The sequence below is a fragment of the Bacteroidota bacterium genome, from assembly GCA_016722565.1.
Taxonomy (GTDB): domain Bacteria; phylum Bacteroidota; class Bacteroidia; order 2-12-FULL-35-15; family 2-12-FULL-35-15; genus 2-12-FULL-35-15.
Genome location: JADKIU010000002.1, coordinates 741,728 through 762,756 on the forward strand (window position 1 = coordinate 741,728; position 21,029 = coordinate 762,756).

The 21,029-nt window shown below is 38.0% G+C and carries 17 protein-coding genes, 1 pseudogene and 1 riboswitch; of the genes and pseudogenes, 9 read left to right on the forward strand and 9 right to left on the reverse strand.

Going from position 1 to position 21,029, the window contains the following annotated elements:
• Positions 1-171 precede the first annotated feature (171 nt).
• Entirely contained in the window at positions 172-1,305 is a 1,134-nt protein-coding gene (locus IPP64_08730) for an FAD-binding oxidoreductase (protein ID MBL0329484.1), read from the forward strand.
• Positions 1,306-1,357: 52 nt separating this feature from the next.
• On the opposite strand, the gene IPP64_08735 is transcribed toward IPP64_08730, so the two are convergent.
• Complete coding sequence (locus IPP64_08735) at positions 1,358-4,522, reverse strand: S8 family serine peptidase (GenBank protein ID MBL0329485.1); 3,165 nt, start codon at positions 4,520-4,522, stop codon at positions 1,358-1,360.
• A gap of 168 nt (positions 4,523-4,690) precedes the next feature.
• On the opposite strand from IPP64_08735, the gene IPP64_08740 reads away from it, so the two are divergent.
• From IPP64_08740 to IPP64_08750, 3 genes are read left to right on the forward strand one after another with little or no spacing between them, the layout of a single operon-like run.
• Positions 4,691-7,219, forward strand: coding sequence for a gliding motility-associated C-terminal domain-containing protein (locus IPP64_08740; protein ID MBL0329486.1), 2,529 nt, complete (start codon positions 4,691-4,693; stop codon positions 7,217-7,219).
• Between the two features lie 4 nt (positions 7,220-7,223).
• Entirely contained in the window at positions 7,224-7,517 is a 294-nt protein-coding gene (locus IPP64_08745) for a type IX secretion system membrane protein PorP/SprF (protein ID MBL0329487.1), read from the forward strand.
• Positions 7,481-8,305, forward strand: a complete 825-nt coding sequence (locus tag IPP64_08750) for a type IX secretion system membrane protein PorP/SprF (GenBank protein ID MBL0329488.1) — start codon at positions 7,481-7,483, stop codon at positions 8,303-8,305. Before IPP64_08745 ends, IPP64_08750 begins: the two co-directional genes overlap by 37 nt.
• On the opposite strand, the pseudogene IPP64_08755 reads toward IPP64_08750, so the two are convergent.
• From IPP64_08755 to IPP64_08770, 4 genes and pseudogenes are all read right to left on the reverse strand, one after another.
• Positions 8,298-9,018, reverse strand: a pseudogene (locus IPP64_08755) (diphthine--ammonia ligase). The gene IPP64_08750 and the pseudogene IPP64_08755 sit on opposite strands and share 8 nt — an antisense overlap.
• Positions 9,011-9,394, reverse strand: coding sequence for an acyl-CoA thioesterase (locus IPP64_08760; protein MBL0329489.1), 384 nt, complete (start codon positions 9,392-9,394; stop codon positions 9,011-9,013). Before IPP64_08760 ends, IPP64_08755 begins: the two are co-directional and overlap by 8 nt.
• Positions 9,394-10,527 carry a hypothetical protein gene (locus IPP64_08765; protein MBL0329490.1) on the reverse strand — a complete coding sequence of 378 codons (1,134 nt, stop codon included), beginning with the start codon at positions 10,525-10,527 and terminating at the stop codon, positions 9,394-9,396. Before IPP64_08765 ends, IPP64_08760 begins: the two co-directional genes overlap by 1 nt.
• A 2-nt stretch (positions 10,528-10,529) precedes the next feature.
• Positions 10,530-12,455 (reverse strand): TonB-dependent receptor plug domain-containing protein, encoded by a 1,926-nt coding sequence (locus IPP64_08770; GenBank protein MBL0329491.1) that lies wholly within the window; start codon positions 12,453-12,455, stop codon positions 10,530-10,532.
• A 114-nt stretch (positions 12,456-12,569) separates the two neighbouring features.
• Positions 12,570-12,764, reverse strand: a riboswitch (cobalamin riboswitch).
• 169 nt (positions 12,765-12,933) lie between these two features.
• On the opposite strand from IPP64_08770, the gene IPP64_08775 reads away from it, so the two are divergent.
• Positions 12,934-13,467 carry a pseudouridine synthase gene (locus IPP64_08775; protein ID MBL0329492.1) on the forward strand — a complete coding sequence of 178 codons (534 nt, stop codon included), beginning with the start codon at positions 12,934-12,936 and terminating at the stop codon, positions 13,465-13,467.
• Positions 13,468-13,534: 67 nt separating this feature from the next.
• On the opposite strand, the gene IPP64_08780 is transcribed toward IPP64_08775, so the two are convergent.
• Both IPP64_08780 and IPP64_08785 read right to left on the reverse strand, forming a co-directional pair.
• Positions 13,535-14,470, reverse strand: a complete 936-nt coding sequence (locus tag IPP64_08780) for a hypothetical protein (GenBank protein ID MBL0329493.1) — start codon at positions 14,468-14,470, stop codon at positions 13,535-13,537.
• Positions 14,471-14,603: 133 nt separating this feature from the next.
• Positions 14,604-15,254: a protein-L-isoaspartate(D-aspartate) O-methyltransferase gene (locus tag IPP64_08785; protein MBL0329494.1), complete on the reverse strand. Its 651-nt coding sequence runs from the start codon at positions 15,252-15,254 to the stop codon at positions 14,604-14,606.
• Positions 15,255-15,360: 106 nt separating this feature from the next.
• Between IPP64_08785 and IPP64_08790 the strand changes: the two genes are divergently transcribed.
• The 4 genes from IPP64_08790 to IPP64_08805 all read left to right on the forward strand — a co-directional run bounded on the left by IPP64_08790 (position 15,361) and on the right by IPP64_08805 (position 19,726).
• The gene (locus IPP64_08790; protein ID MBL0329495.1) at positions 15,361-16,368 is read left to right on the forward strand and encodes a Gfo/Idh/MocA family oxidoreductase; all 1,008 of its coding nucleotides are present in this window, start codon (positions 15,361-15,363) and stop codon (positions 16,366-16,368) included.
• 3 nt (positions 16,369-16,371) lie between these two features.
• Positions 16,372-17,232 (forward strand): hypothetical protein, encoded by an 861-nt coding sequence (locus tag IPP64_08795; protein MBL0329496.1) that lies wholly within the window; start codon positions 16,372-16,374, stop codon positions 17,230-17,232.
• 26 nt (positions 17,233-17,258) lie between these two features.
• Complete coding sequence (locus IPP64_08800) at positions 17,259-18,680, forward strand: sugar transferase (GenBank protein MBL0329497.1); 1,422 nt, start codon at positions 17,259-17,261, stop codon at positions 18,678-18,680.
• 143 nt (positions 18,681-18,823) lie between these two features.
• Complete coding sequence (locus tag IPP64_08805; protein ID MBL0329498.1) at positions 18,824-19,726, forward strand: 3-hydroxybutyryl-CoA dehydrogenase; 903 nt, start codon at positions 18,824-18,826, stop codon at positions 19,724-19,726.
• Between the two features lie 129 nt (positions 19,727-19,855).
• On the opposite strand, the gene IPP64_08810 is transcribed toward IPP64_08805, so the two are convergent.
• Together IPP64_08810 and IPP64_08815 are read right to left on the reverse strand one after the other, a co-directional pair.
• Positions 19,856-20,149: a gliding motility-associated C-terminal domain-containing protein gene (locus tag IPP64_08810; GenBank protein MBL0329499.1), complete on the reverse strand. Its 294-nt coding sequence runs from the start codon at positions 20,147-20,149 to the stop codon at positions 19,856-19,858.
• Positions 20,150-20,342: 193 nt separating this feature from the next.
• Positions 20,343-20,957, reverse strand: a complete 615-nt coding sequence (locus tag IPP64_08815; GenBank protein ID MBL0329500.1) for a DUF4294 domain-containing protein — start codon at positions 20,955-20,957, stop codon at positions 20,343-20,345.
• Positions 20,958-21,029 lie beyond the last annotated feature (72 nt).

Here is a 21,029-nt window from a genome sequence, read left to right on the forward strand (position 1 = left end):
AGTAATTAGCAAATATCGTAAATTTTGGCAAAAAACCACATTTTTATTCCAATTACTTTGCCATTATTTTTTCGTAAAATTTACGCTCTCAATCCCACTTTCCAATGTGCTGTTTTAATTTTACTATTTTTTGCATACATTTATAAAAAAAGCCTGTAAATCGCCATATCCATGAGTTTAAGTTATTGGGAAAAAACAACGTATTTTAACAACCTTGATGTTGCAATTATTGGAAGCGGCATTGTGGGATTAAATGCGGCACTCAACCTCAAAAAAAAGCACAAACATTTAAATATCATCGTGTTGGAAAGAGGACCATTGCCAAGCGGTGCGAGCTCAAAAAATGCAGGATTTGCTTGTTTTGGAAGTGCCAGTGAATTGTTGAGTGATATACAAAACACCTCCGAAAGTGAAACATTCACATTGGTTGAAAAACGTTGGAAAGGACTCCTCCGACTTCGAAAAAATTTGGGAGACAAAGCAATCGATTTGCATAATTGGGGTGGATATGAAGTATTTGACAGCAAAAAAAAATTTGCACAATGCGAATCTAAAATCGACTACCTCAACAAAAACGTTTTTCCTATTCTCGGCAAAAAAAATATTTATCAAATCGCTGATTCAAAAATCAAAACCTTCGGCTTTCAGAATGTCAAACACATGATTGTAAATTCAGCTGAAGCTCAAATTGATACAGGAAAAATGATTCAAGCCCTGATCAATAAGGTTAGAAAACTGGGTGTTGAAATCATCAACGGTTACGAAGTTGAAAAAATTGAGGACGATGGGAACACGGTATCAATAAGCACTTCTGATGGAACAATGATAAAGAGCAAACGCGTAATCATTGCTACTAATGGCTTTGCAAAACAACTTTTACCCGGCTATCCGGTTGAGCCTGCACGTGCGCAAGTAATCATTACTCAACCTATAAAAAATTTGAAACTAAAAGGGACATTTCATTTTGAGGATGGATATTACTATTTCCGAAATATCAACAACAGGGTGCTTTTAGGTGGTGGAAGAAATTTAGATTTTAAAACAGAGGAAACCACCGAATTCGGTTTAACTCAACTTGTTCAAAATAAATTAGAAACGCTTTTAAAAACAATGATTCTTCCAACGACTAATTATACAATCGATATGCGTTGGAGCGGAATCATGGGCGTTGGTCCTCATAAAAAAAGCATCGTAAAAGCAACTAGTCAAAATGTTTTTTGTGCCGTCAGAATGGGCGGAATGGGTGTCGCCATTGGCAGTCTCGTTGGCGAAGAAGTTGCACAACTTGTTGAAGAATCCTTATAAAAAAAATCCCGCTTTGATTTCTCAGAGCGGGATTTTTATCTTTTTACTCTATTTATGGTTTCACGAATCGTTTGTTATAATTTGTTTGATTTCCTTCTAAATGCAGAATATATAAACCTGAATTAATTTCAGCCAAACTAATTTGTTTTTCCATATCATTTGCTGACATATTCCTTTTCAGAACAACCTTTCCTTGTGCATCAAAAATAATAATCGTTAAATTTTCTTTGTTCAAATTATTGGCAACAAGAATATTTAAATAGGAATTATCCATATTAAAATAAGAAGAAATATTTCCATTATTTGATTCATCAATACCAACACAACCGGCAGAAACATTCTGAGAAAACGAACTGTCTGCCCCGCATGTATTACTCACCGCCAATGTTGCAGTAAATGAACCGGGAGTTGCATACGTAATTACCGGACTGGATGCTGTTGAAGAGCTGGGTGTTCCACCCGGAAAACTCCAAGCAAAACTTGTGACATTCGTACTTAAAGAACCATCAAACGAAATGGTTTGTCCGATACAAATTGTACTATCCGAAACCGTTACAGCTGCGACCGGTGGTTGATCTACATCAATAGTAATTGTTGAGTTCGTCATACAACCATTACTACCCGTTCCTAAAACATTGTAGGTGATTGTAGATGTTGGATTTGCAATCACTGATGCTCCAGTAGTTGCACTTAAAGCAGTAGGCGGACTCCAAACATAAGATACTGAACCACCACTTGCAGTAAGTGTTGTGGATACACCCGGACAAATTACAGAACTGGATGCAGCAATTGATACAGCAGGATTTGCTAAAATAGTAATCAATACTTCGGCAGAATCCAAATCACTGCAACCGCCTCCAATCACATACAATTTACTCACATAAGTTCCCGGAGTATTGTAAAGAACGGTTGGAGTTACGCTGTTCGAATAACTTGGAGAACCACCAGGAAATACCCAAAGCAACGTATCTTCAAAAGTAGAACCCGTTGCGTTGTAAGAAATATTATTTCCTTGACAAACCGATATCGAAGATTGAGTAAATGTTGCCACAGTTGGAGCATTCGTCAAATAAGGATGAACAAATAAACTTGCACTTAAATTCCAAGAGCCTGCCGTAGTATATTGTTTCCACGAATTATCTGCTTGTTGCTCCCAAATTGCAGATGGCACTGTTTGCAAATGCACATTACTTACAATCGATAACGTATCCTTTGGAACCCCTGTCCAACTTAAGTTTGTCAAGTCAATACTGACAAAAAATCTTTTTGAAGCCGGCAATGAAACCGGAGTTGGAAATTCAATGCGTGTATAATAACCACTTGCCTCATCACTCATGATTTGTCCCATGGTTGTATTTTGTGTTGCAAGCAATGCACCCGGACTTCCGCTTGTACCATCGTATACACGAATGGGAACAATTTTTCCGGGTGTTGCAGAATATGCTTTTCCAAATGCAATAAATGTTCCGGTGACATACGTAAACGGAGTAGATGATGCATCAAAATACGCAGCTTTTTGTTTGTCGCCATACACATTCAACCCATTAATCCAGCCATCGGCACCAACAGTTGCTCCTGTATAATAATTGGTTCCTGTCCAACCCGCTGGCACAGGATAGTTTAAGGTATCGCAACTTCCTGCAGGGTTAACAGTGATGTATGCGGTTTTTGTTTCTCCATCTGTTCCATTCACATTTGAAACCGTTAATACAACATTGTAAGTACCGGGAGTATTGTAGGTGATTTGTGGTGGCGTTGATCCGATGTAGGATGCAGGTGTTCCTCCCGGAAAACTCCACGTCCAAGATGTTGGAGCATACAATGATAAATCTGTAAATGAAATTTGTCCACCGGCACTCACAGTGGTTACATTCGCAACAAAATCAGCAACAGGTGCCCAAGCCAATGTTGTACTTACACATTGCATCGCAGCATTGGCATCAATTCTACCAGAACCCAAATCACCAATATAGGTTGGATTCATGGCATCAATATTATCCGCAGTAGATAATAAACAATTAGTAATATCGGCTTGGGTTAAACTTGGGTTCAACGACAACATCAATCCACAAAGTCCGGCTACCATTGGAGAAGCCATAGATGTTCCGGATTTATTTCCATAAGTACCCAATACAGTTGTGCTGTAAATATTATTTCCTGGAGCGGAAACATCTACCCAATTTCCATAGTTAGAAAAACTCGCCTTAGTATCCGAACTTGTTGTAGCAGCAACACTGATCACATTATTATAGGCAGCAGGATAAAAAGGAGTATTCACATCACTATTTCCGGCAGCAGCAACTAAAATACAACCTTGTGCATACGCGAAATCAATAACATTTTGTGCGGTGATGGATGATCCTGTACCACCCCACGACATATTAATAACATTTGCTCGATTTACTGCAGCATACACCACACCATCGTATCCATTTGTAACAGAACTCGAACTGGATGTTGATTTTACACACATTAATTTTACACTGAATCCGATAGAAGCTACACCAATAGAATTGTTTGAACGTGCGCCAACAATGCCGGCAACATGCGTTCCATGGTCATAAGCTGAAGTCGTTGGATTTGGATTGTTATCGTTACTTCCAACATCGTATCCGTTGATGTCATCGATATAACCGTTTCCATCATCATCAATTCCATTTGTATTATTATCTCCGGTGTTGATCCATAAACTTGCTGCTAAATCCGGATGTGTACGTTCAATGGCATCGTCAACAATCGCAACAGAAATAGTACTTCCCGATGAAAAATAATTCCAGGCTGTAGATGCATTAATCATTGATAATCCCCACTGAGAAGAATAGCTGGGATCATTGGGTGTTAAACAATGTTTATCCATGGGAACCTTTTCAGCGTATTCCACAGCACCCGACAAACGCAAATCACTTAATATTTGATTTACATTCGCAAAATCAGAAAACTCCAGCAAATACGTACGTTGTAATATTTTAGAATTTTTAGCAGCCGCAAAGGGAAGCGATAATGCCTTTAATTGATACGCCTTTTCAATCTTTTTAATAAACGGCAATGCCTCAAAAGGAACAAAATTATCTTTCGCATTTAATGGACTAGCTGAAAAACGATAGCTGTCTTTTAGTTTAAACCAAATTTTTCCATCTTGATAATTGGCATCATTCGTTTGTGCTACAATCATGACGGAAAATAAAAATGCTGTAAAAAAAGTAAGTAGTTTTTTCATTGCTTCTGTTTTTGAGTGGAGTTTTGTCTACGCAATATGGTGCATAATTTTTTGAAAAACAAGTGAATCAATATTATTTTTATTCCTGCTACGAATCTTTTATTTACCAAATATTTTCTATTCTTTTCTCGATTTTTTATTGTAAATTTGAAATACTACTTTAAAAGGATGAAACAATTTTACAAACTACTAATCATTGTCATTTCATTCCATTTTTCATTTATCAAAAATGGATCGGCTCAAACATTTTTAAATGGTGATTTTGAAATCAACACGGCCGGAGTGGATCAAATCAACTTAGGTAATGCTGCATTCAATGGATTTATGTCCAACACCGTTGCCTTTGGATCCTTTGGCGATATGGATATTATTTCATCTGCCACTTATTGTGGCTTGGCTCAAAACGGATTATGGTATGTTGCATTTACAGGTTCGGGTACTGATGCGATTACAATGCAATTGTCTGCACCACTTACTGTAGGAACAAGTTATACCATTTCATATTGGGACAGAGGTTGTTTCGGAACATTTGCTACCACATCACCTGCCGTTGAAATTGGTGTAAGCAATACTGCAGGTACATTCGGGACTCCAGTGTATGTGGCCCCTCTTCCTACAAATGGTGTTTGGGTAAACCGCACCTTCACTTTTACTGCACCTGTTGCAGGAGCATTTATAACTGTACAGCTTCCTGCAGGTGGCTTGGGTGATTGGACACAAGTAGATAATTTCACATTTGTCACCACCACCCTTACTCCACCAGTTGTTAACTTTTCGACATCCGATAATAATATCTGTGTAGGTGATTGTATTTCATTTACAGATTTAACAACCAACTCACCTACTGCTTGGAGTTGGTCATTTCCTGGAGGAACTCCTGCCTCATCTTCCGTTCAAAATCCAAGTTCTATTTGTTATGCGACTGCAGGAACCTATCCCGTAACCTTAACTGCAATAAATGCTTCCGGATCCGATACCTTAACTCAAACCAGTTTTATAACCGTGAATGCAGCGGATAATGCAGCATTCAATTATAGTGCAACAGCCTATTGCCAAAGTGGACCCAACCCAACACCTACCATTACCGGCACTCCTGGTGGCACATTTACATCTTCTGGAGGATTATCCATCACCGGAAGTACTGGAACCATTAACTTATTAGGAAGCACTCCGGGAACCTATACCGTAACGTATACTACTTCCGGAGCTTGTCCTGCTACTTCAACCGCATCTGTCACCATCGACCCATCCTCATTAGCGACATTCAGCTATGCAGGTCCATATTGTCAAAATGCTACCGACCCTTCTCCTACTTTAGGTGCAGGAGCAGTAGCGGGAACATTTACCTCCGCACCAGGTTTAGTTATCAATGCAAGTAACGGAGTTGTTGATGTCAGTGCAAGCACTGCAGGAACCTACACGGTTACAAATACGACTGCCACATCTGGAAGTTGTCCTGCTGCCACGGCAACAGCAACCATTACAATCAATTCAGTTCCCATTCCGGTTGTTACTGGAAATTCACCAATTTGTTCTGGTGCTTTCAGCATCTTAACGGCTGCTGGGGGATCAACTTATCTTTGGAATACCGGAGCTACTACTTCCAGCATTACTGTAAGTCCGTTAATCACTACAAGCTATACCGTTACAGCCAACAGTGCCGGTTGTACAGCAACATCAACGATTACCATTGTTGTAAATCCACCTGTTACAACTACTGCAAACCCGATCATCTGTCAAGGTTCTACGTATACACTTCCTTCCGGAACAACAGTTTCTACTGCCGGTGTTTATAGCGATACCTTAAATACGATTGCTGGATGCGACAGTGTCATCAATACAACTTTAACGGTTACACCACCTCCTGTTGGAACAATCAATGCAACCATTTGCAGCGGTCAAACTTATACACTTCCTTCCGGAACGACTACTGGAACAGCAGGAACGTATAACAGCACAGTGACTACTTCCGGTGGTTGCGATAGCATTGTGACAACCATATTAACTGTAACTCCGCCTCCAGTTGGAATTGTTGCGGATACCATTTGTGCTGGACAAAGTTATACGTTACCAGACGGCTCTTCGGTTGGAAATTCGGGTACATACACGGATACAATTAGTGCAGCAGGTGGATGCGACAGCATTGTTGTAACCAACTTAACTGTGAATACGGCTACCGTATCAGCAGGTGCAGATGTTGTGATCGAATATGGTAGCAGTACACTTTTAACGGCATCCGGAGGTATTACTTATTCTTGGTCGCCTGCTGTTGGATTAACAACTACTTCCGGAGCCAACACAACTGCTTCACCTACGCAGACAACCGTATATACGGTTACAGCTACGAATGCAAATGGTTGTACAGCAACGGATGTTGTAACTGTTTTTGTTGATCTTCCGCCATGTGAAGGTGCTGCGGTAGATTTAAAAACACTCATTCCGAATGCATTTTCACCGAATGATGATGGTTTAAATGACCAACTATGTATCCCTGAAAATCCATGTATTGTAAGTTTGACATTAGTCATCTACGATCGCTGGGGAGAAAAAGTATACGAAGGAACAATGGATGAATGTTGGGATAGCACTTATAGAGGTAAAAAATTAGACACCGCTGTTTTTGCATATCACTTTACAGTTGTGTTTGCAGATGGTACAAAAGGAAATGGAAAAGGAAACATTTCATTAATTAAATAAGAGAATGAAAAAATATATCGGATTTTCTTTCATAGCACTAATCTTTGGCAGTTCATTAACGGCTCAGGATAGTCATTTCTCACAATATGACCATTCTCCATTAACCATCAATCCTGCATTAACTGCGGTGGATAAAAACTTGCACGTTGTGTTGCATCATAAAGACCAATGGAAAACGTTGAACGGATATCGAACAGATGAGTTATCATTTGAAATGCGATTCGATCCAACTAGTTGGATAAAAATTAAAAACCGTACAGCATTATACAAAAGAAAACACAAAAAGGATTTGCCTTAGGAGTAAGTTTATTTTCAGATAAAGCAGGTGATGGAAACATGCAAAAACTTTGCGGCACATTTTCATTAGCGTATCATTTAATGTTAGACCCGAATAATCGAATATCAGCAGGACTTTTAGCATCTGTAAAACAACGGAGCATTAATCCGGGTGGACTTCGCTACAACAGTCAGTATGGCTCTACCGGTGCGTATGACGCTACAATGCTATCCGGAGAAATATATAGAACCAGCAGTGCAACATATTCCGATTATTCTGCCGGTATCTGCTATAGCTTTGGTGAAGAGAATAAATACATGGAATCGAACGACAATAAATCGTTTAAGTTAGGTGTAGCATTTGATCACCTTTCGCGCCCATCGCAAGTGTATATTGCGGATGCCTCTTCGAAAAGCTTCATGAAATATACGTTGCATGCACAAACCTTACTTGGTATTAAAAACTCTTCCTATAGTGTTGGAGCCTCTGTTATCTCAATGTTTCAAGGACCACAAAACGAAGTAACAATGGGTATGCTTTTAAAATATCGAATGAAAGAAGAATCAAAGTATACCGGAATAAAAAAAGGAATGGCGATATCTGTTGGTTGTGCTTATCGATACAGAGATGCAGTTATTCCTTATTTGCAATATGAATTAGCACGGTATGCCATCGGGATTTCCTACGATGTTAATCTTTCTGGATTACAAAAAGCAACTACCGGTCGTGGTGGCTTGGAAGTAACACTGCGTTTCTTTAACCCGGTTCCATTCTTATTCCAAAAGAAAGTAAAAGCCAGCTTCAGTTAGTTTCCACTAAATCACAAAACCAAAATCCTTTTGTTAAAGAATTAGAAATTTCTTCGTCCGATTTTTTTATTTCCAAAGGGCGGTATACTTTTTCACCAAATGAAAACAATTACTGGTTGTTTAAATAAAGGGCCATCGTAACAAAAGGTATGGTATTCCCCATTCTCACCGCAAGGATCAACGTCTGACGGAAGTGCATTTATAAATCCGGTATCTATTTCAACTCCCACATGCTGTTCTTTCAAAAGTGAATCATTGACACAACATGTGATCGTTTTAAAATTTAGGAAAAGGAATTCTTTGATTAACTCAGATGTATTTTTTTTCCACAAAGGAAACAAAGCTTTCAATCCCACTTTGGATAAGTTATTTTCACGATAACTTCTTAAATCTTCTAAAAAAATATCTCCAAAAATAACAGTGGTAACCCCCATTGCTTTGTATTTTAGTAGAACCGTTTCCATTTCTTTTTCATACTCCGAATTTGTACCTTCATTCACATACATCTTAACCAATGGTAAACCGATTGATGCTGCTTGCTCTTCCAACAGCGCTTCACGCACTCCATGCATCGAAATGCGTTTAAAGGTTTCATTGAGGGTGGTCAGCAATACAACCACTTCATACTTCTGTTCTAATCGAACTTTGTACAAAGCCAGAGCAGAGTCTTTCCCTCCGCTCCAGCAAAAGATGGCTTTTTCTTTTTTAGACAATTTTTAATGGTTTTTTATGTTCATCAATGGCGACAAAAGTAAAATCACCGGTAATGGCCTTTTCGCGAACATCCGAATACATTTGCTCCACAAATATTTCCACTTTTACTTTTAAGCTGGTATTGCCTAAGTAACTCACTTTTCCAATCAATTCAACAATTGTTCCCCCTGGAATCGGTTTTTTGAAATCGATTTTATCACTTGAAACCGTTACCATTTTCATTCGACTGAATCGAGTGGCTGTTATAAATGCAACCTCATCCATCATGTGCATGGCGGTACCACCAAACAAGGTATCGTAATGATTGGTCGTGTTCGGAAAAACAGCTTTAAAAATATGTGTCTCCGATTTTCTGATGCGTTCTTCTAAGTCTATCATTTGAAAAAGAAATTACCAGGGATTACTCCAACAGCAAAACTATCCAATAACGTAGCTGATGCATTGTATCGAATTACTTTTCCATTGCTTAAAAAATCTACTGCATCCGAGCCATAAAAATAATCCGTTGTTGGATCGATTCCAAAACCATAAAAACTTCTATTGATGATAGCGGTTGCTACTAGTGTTGAAGCGGAAGAGGGATGAGGAAAAACACTACCGTTATACGAATAATACAATACAGTTTTCGCATTATTGATTACCAGGTTAGAAGGTTGTGAGGTGGTGGATGCAAATGGCAAAGATAAATCAACAGCATTGGTAGCAGTATCAATTCTAACCAGCTTGCCCGGACTCATTAAAAAAGTATAGGTAGGATCCCACTTTCCACTGCATAACACCCATACTTTTCCGGATGCATCCATTTTAATACTTTTCGGATTTGCACCAACGTTAATATTAGAAGTGGCAGTATTTGTATTTGAATTAATAACCGTTACTACACTGTCGTTATCAAAACCGCCTCCACATGCAACATATACTTTGCTTCCCGCCAGCAACATTCCCTCTGCACCTTTTCCGGTTGGGATGGTTCCAGTGATTGTTTTTGTAGATAGGTCTACAATTTTAACCGCTCCGGCTACTCCACCGGATCCCCATTCAGAAACATATCCGTTGTTCGAATTAATTCCTAAAAAATAACGCGGATAAGTAAAACCGGAAACGACACCATTGGCTGCGAATGTTGTTCCATCTGCCACTTCAATTTTGCCGGCATTATTTACAACAATGTAGGCTTTCCCATTATAAATTTCCATCGATTGAACAATGTTTCCTAAAGGATAACTATTTTTTGCTTCAAAAATATCGTTTGAAACGGCTCCACTACTTCTGTTATAAAAACTAATTGTTCCTGTTCCACTTCCAAACGGACCTTCATTGGTTATAAAAACACCATTATTATAAGTTGTTTCAGCGGTTGTTGAATTCGTTGGTTCCGGCTCCGGATCGTCTTTTTTACAACCGGTAAATGCAATTGCTGTTGTGAATACACCGACATAAAAAAACAGTTTCGTTTTGTTCATCATTTTCATTTTTAAGGTTTGGTATTGATAAGTTGTTGCGTTCATTCTTATTCTTTGTTAGGTTGATTAAATTGCAAGGATAATCCTACTTGAAAATTAAATAAAGGCATTGCCCTGTATGCTAATATTTGATAGGTTTCTTGCCAAACATTATTTAATTGAGCATATATTTTTATTTTAGAGTTTGTCAATAAAAATGTTTGAGAAATAGAAACATTAGCAATTGTATAAGGCTGTAAATATTTAGAATTATCAGATAAGATATAACGATAACCGGTATAGAGTTGTGTATAGGTAAGCGAAGTGCCTTTATAACCAATTGTTACATTGCCTTGCGCATTTTGTATAGGAACATAAATAAGTTGTTTTCCTAGGCTTTCATCAACAGTCGAAGCAGCCTTTTCGTTGGTTGAAAGGACATAATTATAAAGTCCACCCATTTGAAAATTGAATTTATTCTTTTTGATATTGAGTTTTACTTTGTACTCTAATCCTCTCGACCAAACCTGCATTATGTTTTCGGGCGACCAGATACCATACATATTTGGCAACCAAATAATCCAATTCTCAATATTACGATTGAAGGCTGTAGCGCTTAATTCCCATGAAATAATTTTTGCTGCATAGATATGTTCCAACGTTGCTTCTTCACTCCATCCATTTTCAGCTTGCAGGTTCGGATTACCTCCTTGTGCCCAATACAAATCATTAAATGTTGGTATTCGATAGTGTTTTCCAGCATTTGCTTTGATATAAAAATATTTTAAGAACCGGCCTTTAAATCCAATGGATGGAGCAAATGGAATGTTTTTGTTTTCAACAAACTCCTGACGAGCACTCAGCACCACATTCCAAGAATTATTTTTTGTGTGGAGTTTGTAGCTGGCAAATACCGCTGAACGATTTTGGTGTGGATTGGCAATGTACTCTTCAGTAAATGCTTCACTGTATGCATTCGTAAGACCAATATTTAATAAATCAAATTTTGTAATGCTAAATCGTGCTTCTGCTTCTGTAATAAAATTTTTCGATCGGCTTTTCGAATCAACATCGATCGATGAGTCGGTAAAAAACAAATATTCATCAAAATAAGCTGCCCGTGCGAGAACTGTCAATTCATCGGTTGTTCTTTGCCAGTCGGCTGTAACTCGATAAAACTCATCTCTCTGATTCGACACATTGATATTTTGTGTCATCGATGGAGGTATATTTCGATCGTTGTTTTGATACCAAAAGTGAGTAGTGATTTTTTGTTTTTCGTTTATTTTAAAATAATTTTCTTGTAAAAAGCCGTATTCTTTCAACTCCGCATTACTTTGTTTTTGTTCAGGTTTGCCATATTGAGCAATATTGATAAATGGAAAATCATTTTTTGCATCATGGTTGAAAATCTTAATCGAAGCAATGAGTCGCTTTTTACTGACTTCAATATTCGCTTGTTGCTGTTTATCTGAAAAGCTACCAAAAGAAGTATTGGTAGAAACAGAAAGGCCTCTATTGAATTCGGAGCTACTGTTTACGTGTATACTTCCGCCAACGGCTCCGCTTCCCCACAATGCTCCTGCTCCGCCATATTGAATTTTGATGTCGCTGATAAAGTTTGTAGGAATGAGCGAGAGATCAATAATACCATTCATCGGGCTTTGCAAATTAAATCCATTCCAGAGCACAGCTGTATGACTCGCCCCTGAACCTCTAAAAGACGTGGTAGCTAAGCTTCCTAATCCATACGATTTAATAAAGAGTTGACTTTCGTTTGTAAGGAGGTCGGCTAAATTACTTGTGGAGTAGCGACTTAAAAAAGTGCTATCAAAGGTTTCTGTTTTGTTTGCATCTGCGAAAATAGTGATGCGGGAAGCCGACACCTCCACCACATTCAATTGCTTGGAAGTATCAACAGGGGTTTCTTGCGCATATCCGGCAAAGGATTGTGCAAGGAGTAACAACAGACAATTGATCTTAATTAAATTCATTATTAACGATTTATCCGCTTCAGGCGGATGATTATCGATAACAAACGGTAAAATTGTAAGGATAGAAAAATGTGAAATTATTCGTCTATTCTTCGCCTTTTCTCCGAAAGCTACAAATGTTATTTACTTTTTGGCAGGTCTCCTGACTCACTCTTTGTGCACCTTCCCATTCGCTTCATCGAACAGTGGTTTGTAGAACACGTTTTCCTTTCGGAAAGAGCTTACAGTTGCGGGAACAGTCCTTGATTTTAACAAGGTTCCCTTTTAATCCCCCGAATGCTCGAGGGAACCAAAAGTGATGCAAATGTAAAAAATAATTGGTACGAATAACGAATAAAACGAAAATAACAAATGGGTATTGGAAAAAAAAATTCATTCAATGATTAATTCAAAACCAACATTGTACAGTACATCTTTTTTGATAATGATAAAAACGAACAACAGAAATGCTAAATAAAAAATACCTTTGCTTTAAATTATGGAACATCACTTTATATACATCGCTTACAATAAACCTGCAGGAATTGTTTGTACCACTGAAAAAATAGAAGGCAATATCATTGATGCCATCAAGCACAAAGAAAATATTCTTCCTGTTGGTCGATTGGACAAAGACTCGGAAGGGTTAATATTGTTGACAAACAACGGAGCGATTATCAATAAAATAATCCATCCGGATTTTGAACATGAAAAAGAATATGTGGTAACGTTAAACATGCCATTGCGAAATCAGTTTTTAAAAGACATGGCTTCAGGAGTAACTATTGGAGAAGAAAAAACAAAGCCTTGCAAAATTAAAGCTGAACCAAACACAAAAAGAGTTTTTAGAATTGTATTAAAACAAGGCTTAAATCGACAAATCAGAAGAATGTGTAATGTATTCGACTACCAAGTAATAAAGTTGCAGAGAGTGCGGATAATGAATATAAAATTAGGAAAATTAAAAGTGGGTGAATGGCGTGAGTTGACAGAAGATGAAGTGAATGATTTATTTTTACAATTACATCCATAAGTTTATAAAAACAAAAACCCCTCTGAGAAAACTCAGAGGGGTTTTTGTTTAATTTATTTTCAACTTACTAGAAGTGGAAAGTAACTTTTAATGAAGCGTTACCAGTGTTTGAACCTTTGAAACCAAAAATGTTACCTTGGTTTAAGTCAGTATCAAAACCAAATTTAGAAGATCCAGAAGTTTCTGTTTCTACTTCACCTGTTGTAGGAGTTCCAGTTCCACCAGTAGTTTCAACTACTGATTTTCCTTTTCCTGTCATTTGGTAACCAATTCCCCAACCGTATTCAGCACCGATTGCAATTTTTGGGAAAATAAAATACTCAGCTCCGATGAAACCACGAACACCTAAACCGAAAGTCATTCCAGATTTAGTTGAAAGTTCACGAGAACCATCAGCAATAGCAGGGCCACTTAAAGCACCAGTTGTAGTATTCCATTGTGAAGAAGTTGGAGTTGCAGTTTGTCCAGCAGCTGTTGGATTTCCTGTCATTGTATTTCCGTACTCATATTTGTTAGATGAGCTAGAAATCCAAATCATCGCATCAGCACCATAGTACCCTTGCAAACGAGTTTTTCCTCTTCTCATTTCTTTACCAACACCAATTCCGATGTTTGTGTTTCTCATTTTAAACTTATCTTCTACCATTGGAGCAGTAGCAGGGAAAACTGGTGCAGTTGTATTTGCATCATCGTTAACCATGTTTTTGTAAGTTTGGTTAGTGAAACCTAAACGTACTAATACTCTGTATGCATTTTTATCATCGATGAATTTTTTTCCGATGATAGTTTGGTTACCATTTAACCAATTTACTCCTGGAGCAGCATTCGCTGTGTTTCCGTTGAATGCATTTCCTACAAATGTAAAGATAGGAGCTGCATCTAAAGAGATAGCCCAATCTTCTGCCTCAGGCAACATTGGTTCACCTTTTTTTGATGTTAAGTCTTGCGCAAAAGCACCTGTTACGCCAAGTGCTAAAGCAACCACTAGTACTGATTTTTTCATAGTTTTTGTTGTTTAGTTAAATTAAATTAGTTGATTTCAATTTTAAAATTCAGTGATACAAAGGTAAACATTATTTTTAATTCAACAACTTATTAACAATATCTTTGTTTTAAACACCAAATTGTTAATAAACCTAATCCCCCCATTCTTTATCTTCCAGTAATGGAACGAACTTAAACTCGCCATATTCAACCTTTTCAAAGGTTTTCGGACCCGTTTTTTTAATAAAAGTCATAATCTGCACCTTATCCCCCAAAGGAATAACCATAATCCCTCCTACCTTTAATTGATCCAACAGGGCATCCGGAATAATTGGCGCCCCGGCCGTAATGATAATCTTATCAAATGGGGCAAATATTGGCAATCCTTTATACCCATCTCCATAAAAGAACTTGGGATTATAACCAATAGTCGGCAAAAATGTTTTGGTGGTATCAAAAAGTGCTTTCTGACGCTCTATCGTATACACTTTTACTCCCATTTCCATCAAAACGCTGGTTTGATAGCCGGAGCCTGTTCCAATTTCCAACACCTTCTCCCCTTTCTTTAAATCCAACAACTCGGTTTGAAACGCTACAGTATGCGGGCGAGATATGGTTTGCCCGGAGCCTATCGGAAATGCAATGTCTTCATAAACACGTTCAATAAAAGAACTGTTTAAGAATAAATGTCGCGGAACAGCTTCAATTGCCTTTAACACCTCCGCATCTTCAATTCCTTTTTCTTTTAGAAGACTCGCCAACTGTCTTCTTAGTCCCTTATGCCTATATGTATCGTTTGTCATAATTATATCTAGGGCACGAAATTAACAATAGTCTACTTATAATTAAGAGTAATTTTTCAAGATGCAATTGTGGAAAAAAGTATTTTTGCCGTAAATCAAGGCATAAATGATAAAAATAGGCGTTTTAGGAGCGGGTCACCTCGGCAAAATACATATCCGATTATTAAAAGAAATAAACAGATTTGAACTGATTGGCTTTTATGATGCCAATCCTGAAGCAGCAAAAGAGGTCGAAAAAGAATTTGGAGTCAAAGCATTTCCTTCCATTGAAAGCTTGGTGGAACAGGTGGATGCACTCGATATTGTTACTCCTACCATTACCCATTACGATTGTGCTTCTAAAGCCATCAAAAACTCAAAACATATTTTTATAGAAAAGCCGGTAACCAACACCATTGAAGAGGCTAAGAGTTTAAAAGGATTAGCCAAAGAAGCGAATGTTCATGTTCAAGTAGGACATGTGGAGCGTTTCAACCCAGCCTTTATTGCAGCACGTGATTTTTGCTCCAACCCAATGTTTATTGAAACACATCGGTTGGCACAATTTAATCCGCGAGGAACGGATGTTTCGGTAGTACTCGATTTGATGATTCACGACATTGATATTATTTTAAGTGTTGTAAAATCCAATATCAAACGTATCAGCGCAAGCGGTGTAGCGGTAGTGAGTGAAAGTCCGGATATCGCCAATGCACGCATCGAATTTGACAATGGATGTGTTGCGAACCTTACCTCTAGCCGCATTTCATTGAAAAATATGCGCAAATCCCGCTTCTTTCAAAAAGATGCCTATATTTCAGTCGATTTTCTAGACAAAAAAGTAGATATTATTCGATTAAATGATGTAGAAGGTGAAGTTGATCCCTTGGCAGTAACCATCGATTTGGGCAAAGGCAAAGGATCCAAACAAATTCACTTCGAAAATCCAACTATTTTGCCAACCAACGCAATAAAAATGGAATTGGAAGCGTTTGCTGATTCAATAATCAGCAACACTACTCCGCTGGTGAGTATTGATGATGGTTATAAAGCCTTAGATGTTGCTTATAAAATCATCGAAAAAATGAAGTTAACAGCTAATTTTGTTGACGGACAGGGAGTACAAAATAATTAACGTATGAAATTACCTTACAAAGTTTCTTTTCCTATTTGCATTTCTGCGCTTTTGCTAATCAGCTCCTGCGAGCTATACAATCCATCAGAGCCGGTACCCGCATATATTCATATCGAGAGATTTACCCTAACTACCGATGAGTTTACCCAAGGCAGTAATTCGCATAAAATAACCGATGCTTGGGTGTATGTGGATGATCAACCCATCGGCTGTTTTGAACTTCCTGCGACCTTCCCGGTAATCTCCGAAGGGGTTCACAAAGTAAAGGTGATTCCGGGTATAAAAGTAAATGGTATTTCTGCCAGCAGAGCACAATATCCATTTTATAATAGATTCGAACAAGATGTTGATTTTAAAGTTGGTACAACAATCAATTTAAGCCCTACTACAACTTATAATGCATCCACTGATTTTGCATTTATAGAAGAATTTGAAGCAGGGGTCACTATTTCTGCATCCTCCAATTCGGATACGAATATGTACGATATTTCAGATGCTAATGTTTTTGAAGGGGCAAAATCCGGAATCGGCTATATTGACAACACCCGAACCTTTTTCGAATGTGTTACCAACAGCCCTTATGTATTGCCACACGGAAGCTCTCCTGTATTTTTAGAGTTCAATTACAAATCTAATTTCCAATTCACCGTAAGTGTTATTGCCATCGGAAGTGCTGGCCAAGCCATCTACCCGGTTCTTCATATTAATCCTACAACGGATTGGAATAAAATTTATGTTCATTTAACCCCTGTTGTCAGCGGTACCTATACCGCAGATAATTATAAAATTGTGTGGGGAATGGTGAACAATGTCGGACTCGATAGCGCTGCAGTAGTGCTTGATAACATAAAACTGATTTATTAGCAGAACGATTGTAAAGAGGACGTTTTATGAATAAAAAGCTACAAGTACTTAAATACCTTATTGCCGATATCTCAGCAGCCATGCTCGCATGGGCGCTGTTCTTTACATTCCGGAAAATTTACATTGAAACAGCCAAATTCGGCAAACCGGTTCCGCTCATTTACGATGAACAATATTATTGGGGACTCCTTTTCATTCCAGCTTTTTGGGTACTAATGTACTACCTTACAGGCACCTACAAAGAGATTTATCGCAAGTCGCGCTTAAAAGAAATCGGACAAACCTTTCTATTATCCATTATCGGGGTTTTAATCATCTTTTTTGCCCTACTATTGGATGATGCTATCGTTTCTTATAAAAACTATTATCAAAGCATTATCACACTCTTCCTACTTCATTTTGGCTTTACCGCCTTTTTTAGAGTTATTCTGTCCAGCATCACCAACTATCGAATCCATCACCGTATTATTGGCTTTAATACCTTGTTGGTTGGTAGCAACGAAAATGCACTGAAGCTTTTCAATGAAATGCAAAGCCAGTCCAAATCCTCCGGCTATAAATTTATTGGATTTGTGCATATTGATAACAAAAACGGCTTCTCGCAAGAGCTAAAAAAGACTTTACCTCACCTAGGCGAACTATCTGATTTAAAAAGAATTATAACCGACCACAAGATTGAAGAAGTGATTATCGCCATTGAATCTTTCGAACATGATAACATCGGTAAAATTATGAATGAATTGGATTATCAGGGACTCATCATAAAAGTGATTCCGGACATGTATGATATCCTTTCCGGTTCTGTAAAAATGACCTCCATTTTCGGAGCTCCCTTGATTGAAATTTCCCGTGAGATTATGCCAACCTGGGAGCAATCCTTAAAACGGATTATGGACATCACCATTTCATTGATTGTATTAACACTTTTCAGCTGGGTATACATTATTGTTGCCATTGCAGTGAAACTCTCATCTAAGGGTCCTATTTTTTATAGTCATGAGCGCATCGGATGGCATGGCAAACCCTTCCTTATTCACAAGTTCCGTTCCATGTATACGGATGCCGAAAAAGCAGGTCCGGCATTATCTAGTAAACTAGATCCACGGATAACTCCACTTGGCCGTTTTCTTCGAAAAGTACGTTTAGACGAAATCCCTCAGTTCTACAATGTTTTAATTGGCGAAATGAGTATTGTCGGGCCTCGCCCGGAACGCCAATTCTTTATCGACCAAATTGTTCAAAAAGCACCTCATTATAAGCATCTGCATAAAGTGCGTCCGGGAATTACTTCATGGGGACAAGTGAAGTACGGTTATGCCGAAAACGTGGATGAAATGGTGCAACGCTTAAAATACGACATCATCTACATCGAAAACATGTCGCTGGCCGTGGATTTAAAAATTCTAATCTATACAGCGCTAATCGTAATTCAAGGACGCGGGAAGTAATCAACTCCACCGAAATACGAATCTTTACGAAAAATACGAATTACTAAAGGTGAATAATTACTAAATTCGCGATGAATTCGCATTTCGTATTTTTCGTTTTTAAAATTCGAAAATCGTTGAAGTAATAATTAAAATTAGAAGCTATGAAGAACATCGCAGTAATCGGATCAGGAACAATGGGCAACGGGATTGCTCATACATTTGCACAATTTGGCTACAATGTAGCGTTGATTGATATTTCACAACCGGCATTGGACAAAGCAATGGCTACCATCGCTAAAAACTTAGACCGAATTGTTGCGAAAGGAACTATCACGGAAACAGACAAAGCCAACACCTTAAAGAACATTACCACCTTCACCGTTATGGCGGATGGTGTAAAAAGTGCTGATTTGGTTGTAGAAGCTGCTACCGAGAATGTAGAAATCAAATTAAATATTTTCCGTGAGTTGGATAAAATTTGTCCATCGAATACGATTTTAGCAAGTAATACCTCTTCTATCTCCATCACCAAGATTGGAGCTGTAACAAAACGTGCTGATAAAGTAATTGGGATGCATTTTATGAACCCCGTTCCGGTGATGAAATTGGTGGAGGTGATTCGTGGCTACTCTACTTCCGATGCTGTGACTTCACTCATCATGGAAACATCTAAAAAATTAAACAAAATACCTACCGAGGTAAACGATTATCCCGGCTTTGTAGCCAATAAAATATTAATGCCAATGATTAATGAAGCGATTATTACACTTCATGAAGGAACAGCTGGCGTTGAAGAAATTGACACCGTTATGAAATTAGGAATGGCTCATCCAATGGGGCCTTTGCAATTAGCTGATTTTATCGGATTGGATGTTTGTTTGTCTATCCTTAAAGTATTGCAAGATGGATATGGTAATCCGAAATATGCTCCTTGTCCGCTATTAGTAAACATGGTAACAGCAGGACATTTAGGAGTGAAATCCGGACAAGGTTTTTATTCTTGGGGACACGGCACCAAAGATTTGATTGTGGCTGATGGATTTAAGAAAAAAGAAATGGCTTAAGGGATTTTGATTGCGAAGCGTCATTGCGAGGAACGAAGCAATCTTGTCATATAGTTATTCGATTCAAAGTTTATTTCGAGAGAGATTGCTTCGTTCCTCGCAATGACGTAACAAACCTAAATTTAAAATCTACCTTACTAACTGTATAAACCCTTTTTTATCAATCGTTTTATTGATAAACTCGGAATAGTGAAATACGTAATAATAAACTCCTTCGGCACAATCGTTCCCTTTCAAATCTTTTCCATCCCATTTTGTTATATTGAAACTGGATTGAAACACCTTGGTTCCCCAACGATTATAGATGTCTACAATTTCCTCTACCAAATTTAAATTCGAGAGGTCAATGTAATCGTTTTGGTTGTCGCTGTTGGGAGAAAAGATGTTGGGAATGGTTGTATGATTCTGACTAATGGATTTCATTGTCAGAAAAATAAAGAAAGAGACAAGCGATATGTAAATATTTTTTTTCAATTACTTATTTATACTCGTCATGCCTAATTTTAGTTCGCATAAAAAAACCTCTGATTTTCATAAGAGGTCGTTCTCAAAAAATAAAATCCGTGAAAATCCGATTTTTCCGTGTCTCCCGATAGCTATCGGGATGCGTTCCATCTTAAAACTGCCCATCCTCAATCAGTTTAATGGCCATTTCAATATTTTTTTCGTCTCCATCAGCATCATAGTCGGATTTTAAACTGGAGTTAAAAACAAGTGCTACACCTTGCCACATGGCAGCAGAAAAGGAGCCACGCATGCATTTCACAATATCGTAGGTTGTTTTACCGGTTTCTCTGTCAATCAGCTTAATCAAAATTCTCCCTTGAGTGACGGTTAAGTTTTTGAGTTCGTCTTGAAATTCATTTTTCAAGTCTTTTTCCGCTTGTTTCATAAACGCCTTTCTACCGCTTTCGGTAGGAATGGTCGCCATCACTCTATCGTAATCTTTCAATTTAGCGGAGGCTAAAATAGCATACGGATACACTTTCTTGACATTGTATTTCAAGCGATCCCAGGCAGCTCTTTGTTTATAGTTTTTAAACACACGGTCGGCACTGCAAGTAACAACAGGCAATTTCCCATAAGGAATGGTGTCCCCATCATAATAAACGGTTTCTACTAAAACCCCTTTAATTTCCGGACTTGTTGATTTTGTTGGAAGCGTTGTTTGTGTCATCCCGATAAACGGGATAAAAAACAATAGAAAAAGTATAGAAACTTTTGTTGCCATCTGGCCTGTATTTGTTCTTATAACGAGTTCGTGAGTGAAAAGTTGCTTGTAATTTGTAAATAATTGTTAACT

Excerpts from the sequence above, each read along its gene's own strand:
- IPP64_08730 (MBL0329484.1), top strand. The coding sequence starts at position 172 with ATGAGTTTAAGTTATTGGGAAAAAACAACGTATTTTAACAACCTTGAT.
- IPP64_08735 (MBL0329485.1), bottom strand. The coding sequence starts at position 4,522 with ATGAAAAAACTACTTACTTTTTTTACAGCATTTTTATTTTCCGTCATG.
- IPP64_08740 (MBL0329486.1), top strand. The coding sequence starts at position 4,691 with ATGAAACAATTTTACAAACTACTAATCATTGTCATTTCATTCCATTTT.
- IPP64_08745 (MBL0329487.1), top strand. The coding sequence starts at position 7,224 with ATGAAAAAATATATCGGATTTTCTTTCATAGCACTAATCTTTGGCAGT.
- IPP64_08765 (MBL0329490.1), bottom strand. The coding sequence starts at position 10,527 with ATGAACGCAACAACTTATCAATACCAAACCTTAAAAATGAAAATGATG.
- IPP64_08770 (MBL0329491.1), bottom strand. The coding sequence starts at position 12,455 with ATGAATTTAATTAAGATCAATTGTCTGTTGTTACTCCTTGCACAATCC.
- IPP64_08775 (MBL0329492.1), top strand. The coding sequence starts at position 12,934 with ATGGAACATCACTTTATATACATCGCTTACAATAAACCTGCAGGAATT.
- IPP64_08780 (MBL0329493.1), bottom strand. The coding sequence starts at position 14,470 with ATGAAAAAATCAGTACTAGTGGTTGCTTTAGCACTTGGCGTAACAGGT.
- IPP64_08785 (MBL0329494.1), bottom strand. The coding sequence starts at position 15,254 with ATGACAAACGATACATATAGGCATAAGGGACTAAGAAGACAGTTGGCG.
- IPP64_08790 (MBL0329495.1), top strand. The coding sequence starts at position 15,361 with ATGATAAAAATAGGCGTTTTAGGAGCGGGTCACCTCGGCAAAATACAT.
- IPP64_08795 (MBL0329496.1), top strand. The coding sequence starts at position 16,372 with ATGAAATTACCTTACAAAGTTTCTTTTCCTATTTGCATTTCTGCGCTT.
- IPP64_08800 (MBL0329497.1), top strand. The coding sequence starts at position 17,259 with ATGAATAAAAAGCTACAAGTACTTAAATACCTTATTGCCGATATCTCA.
- IPP64_08805 (MBL0329498.1), top strand. The coding sequence starts at position 18,824 with ATGAAGAACATCGCAGTAATCGGATCAGGAACAATGGGCAACGGGATT.
- IPP64_08810 (MBL0329499.1), bottom strand. The coding sequence starts at position 20,149 with ATGAAATCCATTAGTCAGAATCATACAACCATTCCCAACATCTTTTCT.
- IPP64_08815 (MBL0329500.1), bottom strand. The coding sequence starts at position 20,957 with ATGGCAACAAAAGTTTCTATACTTTTTCTATTGTTTTTTATCCCGTTT.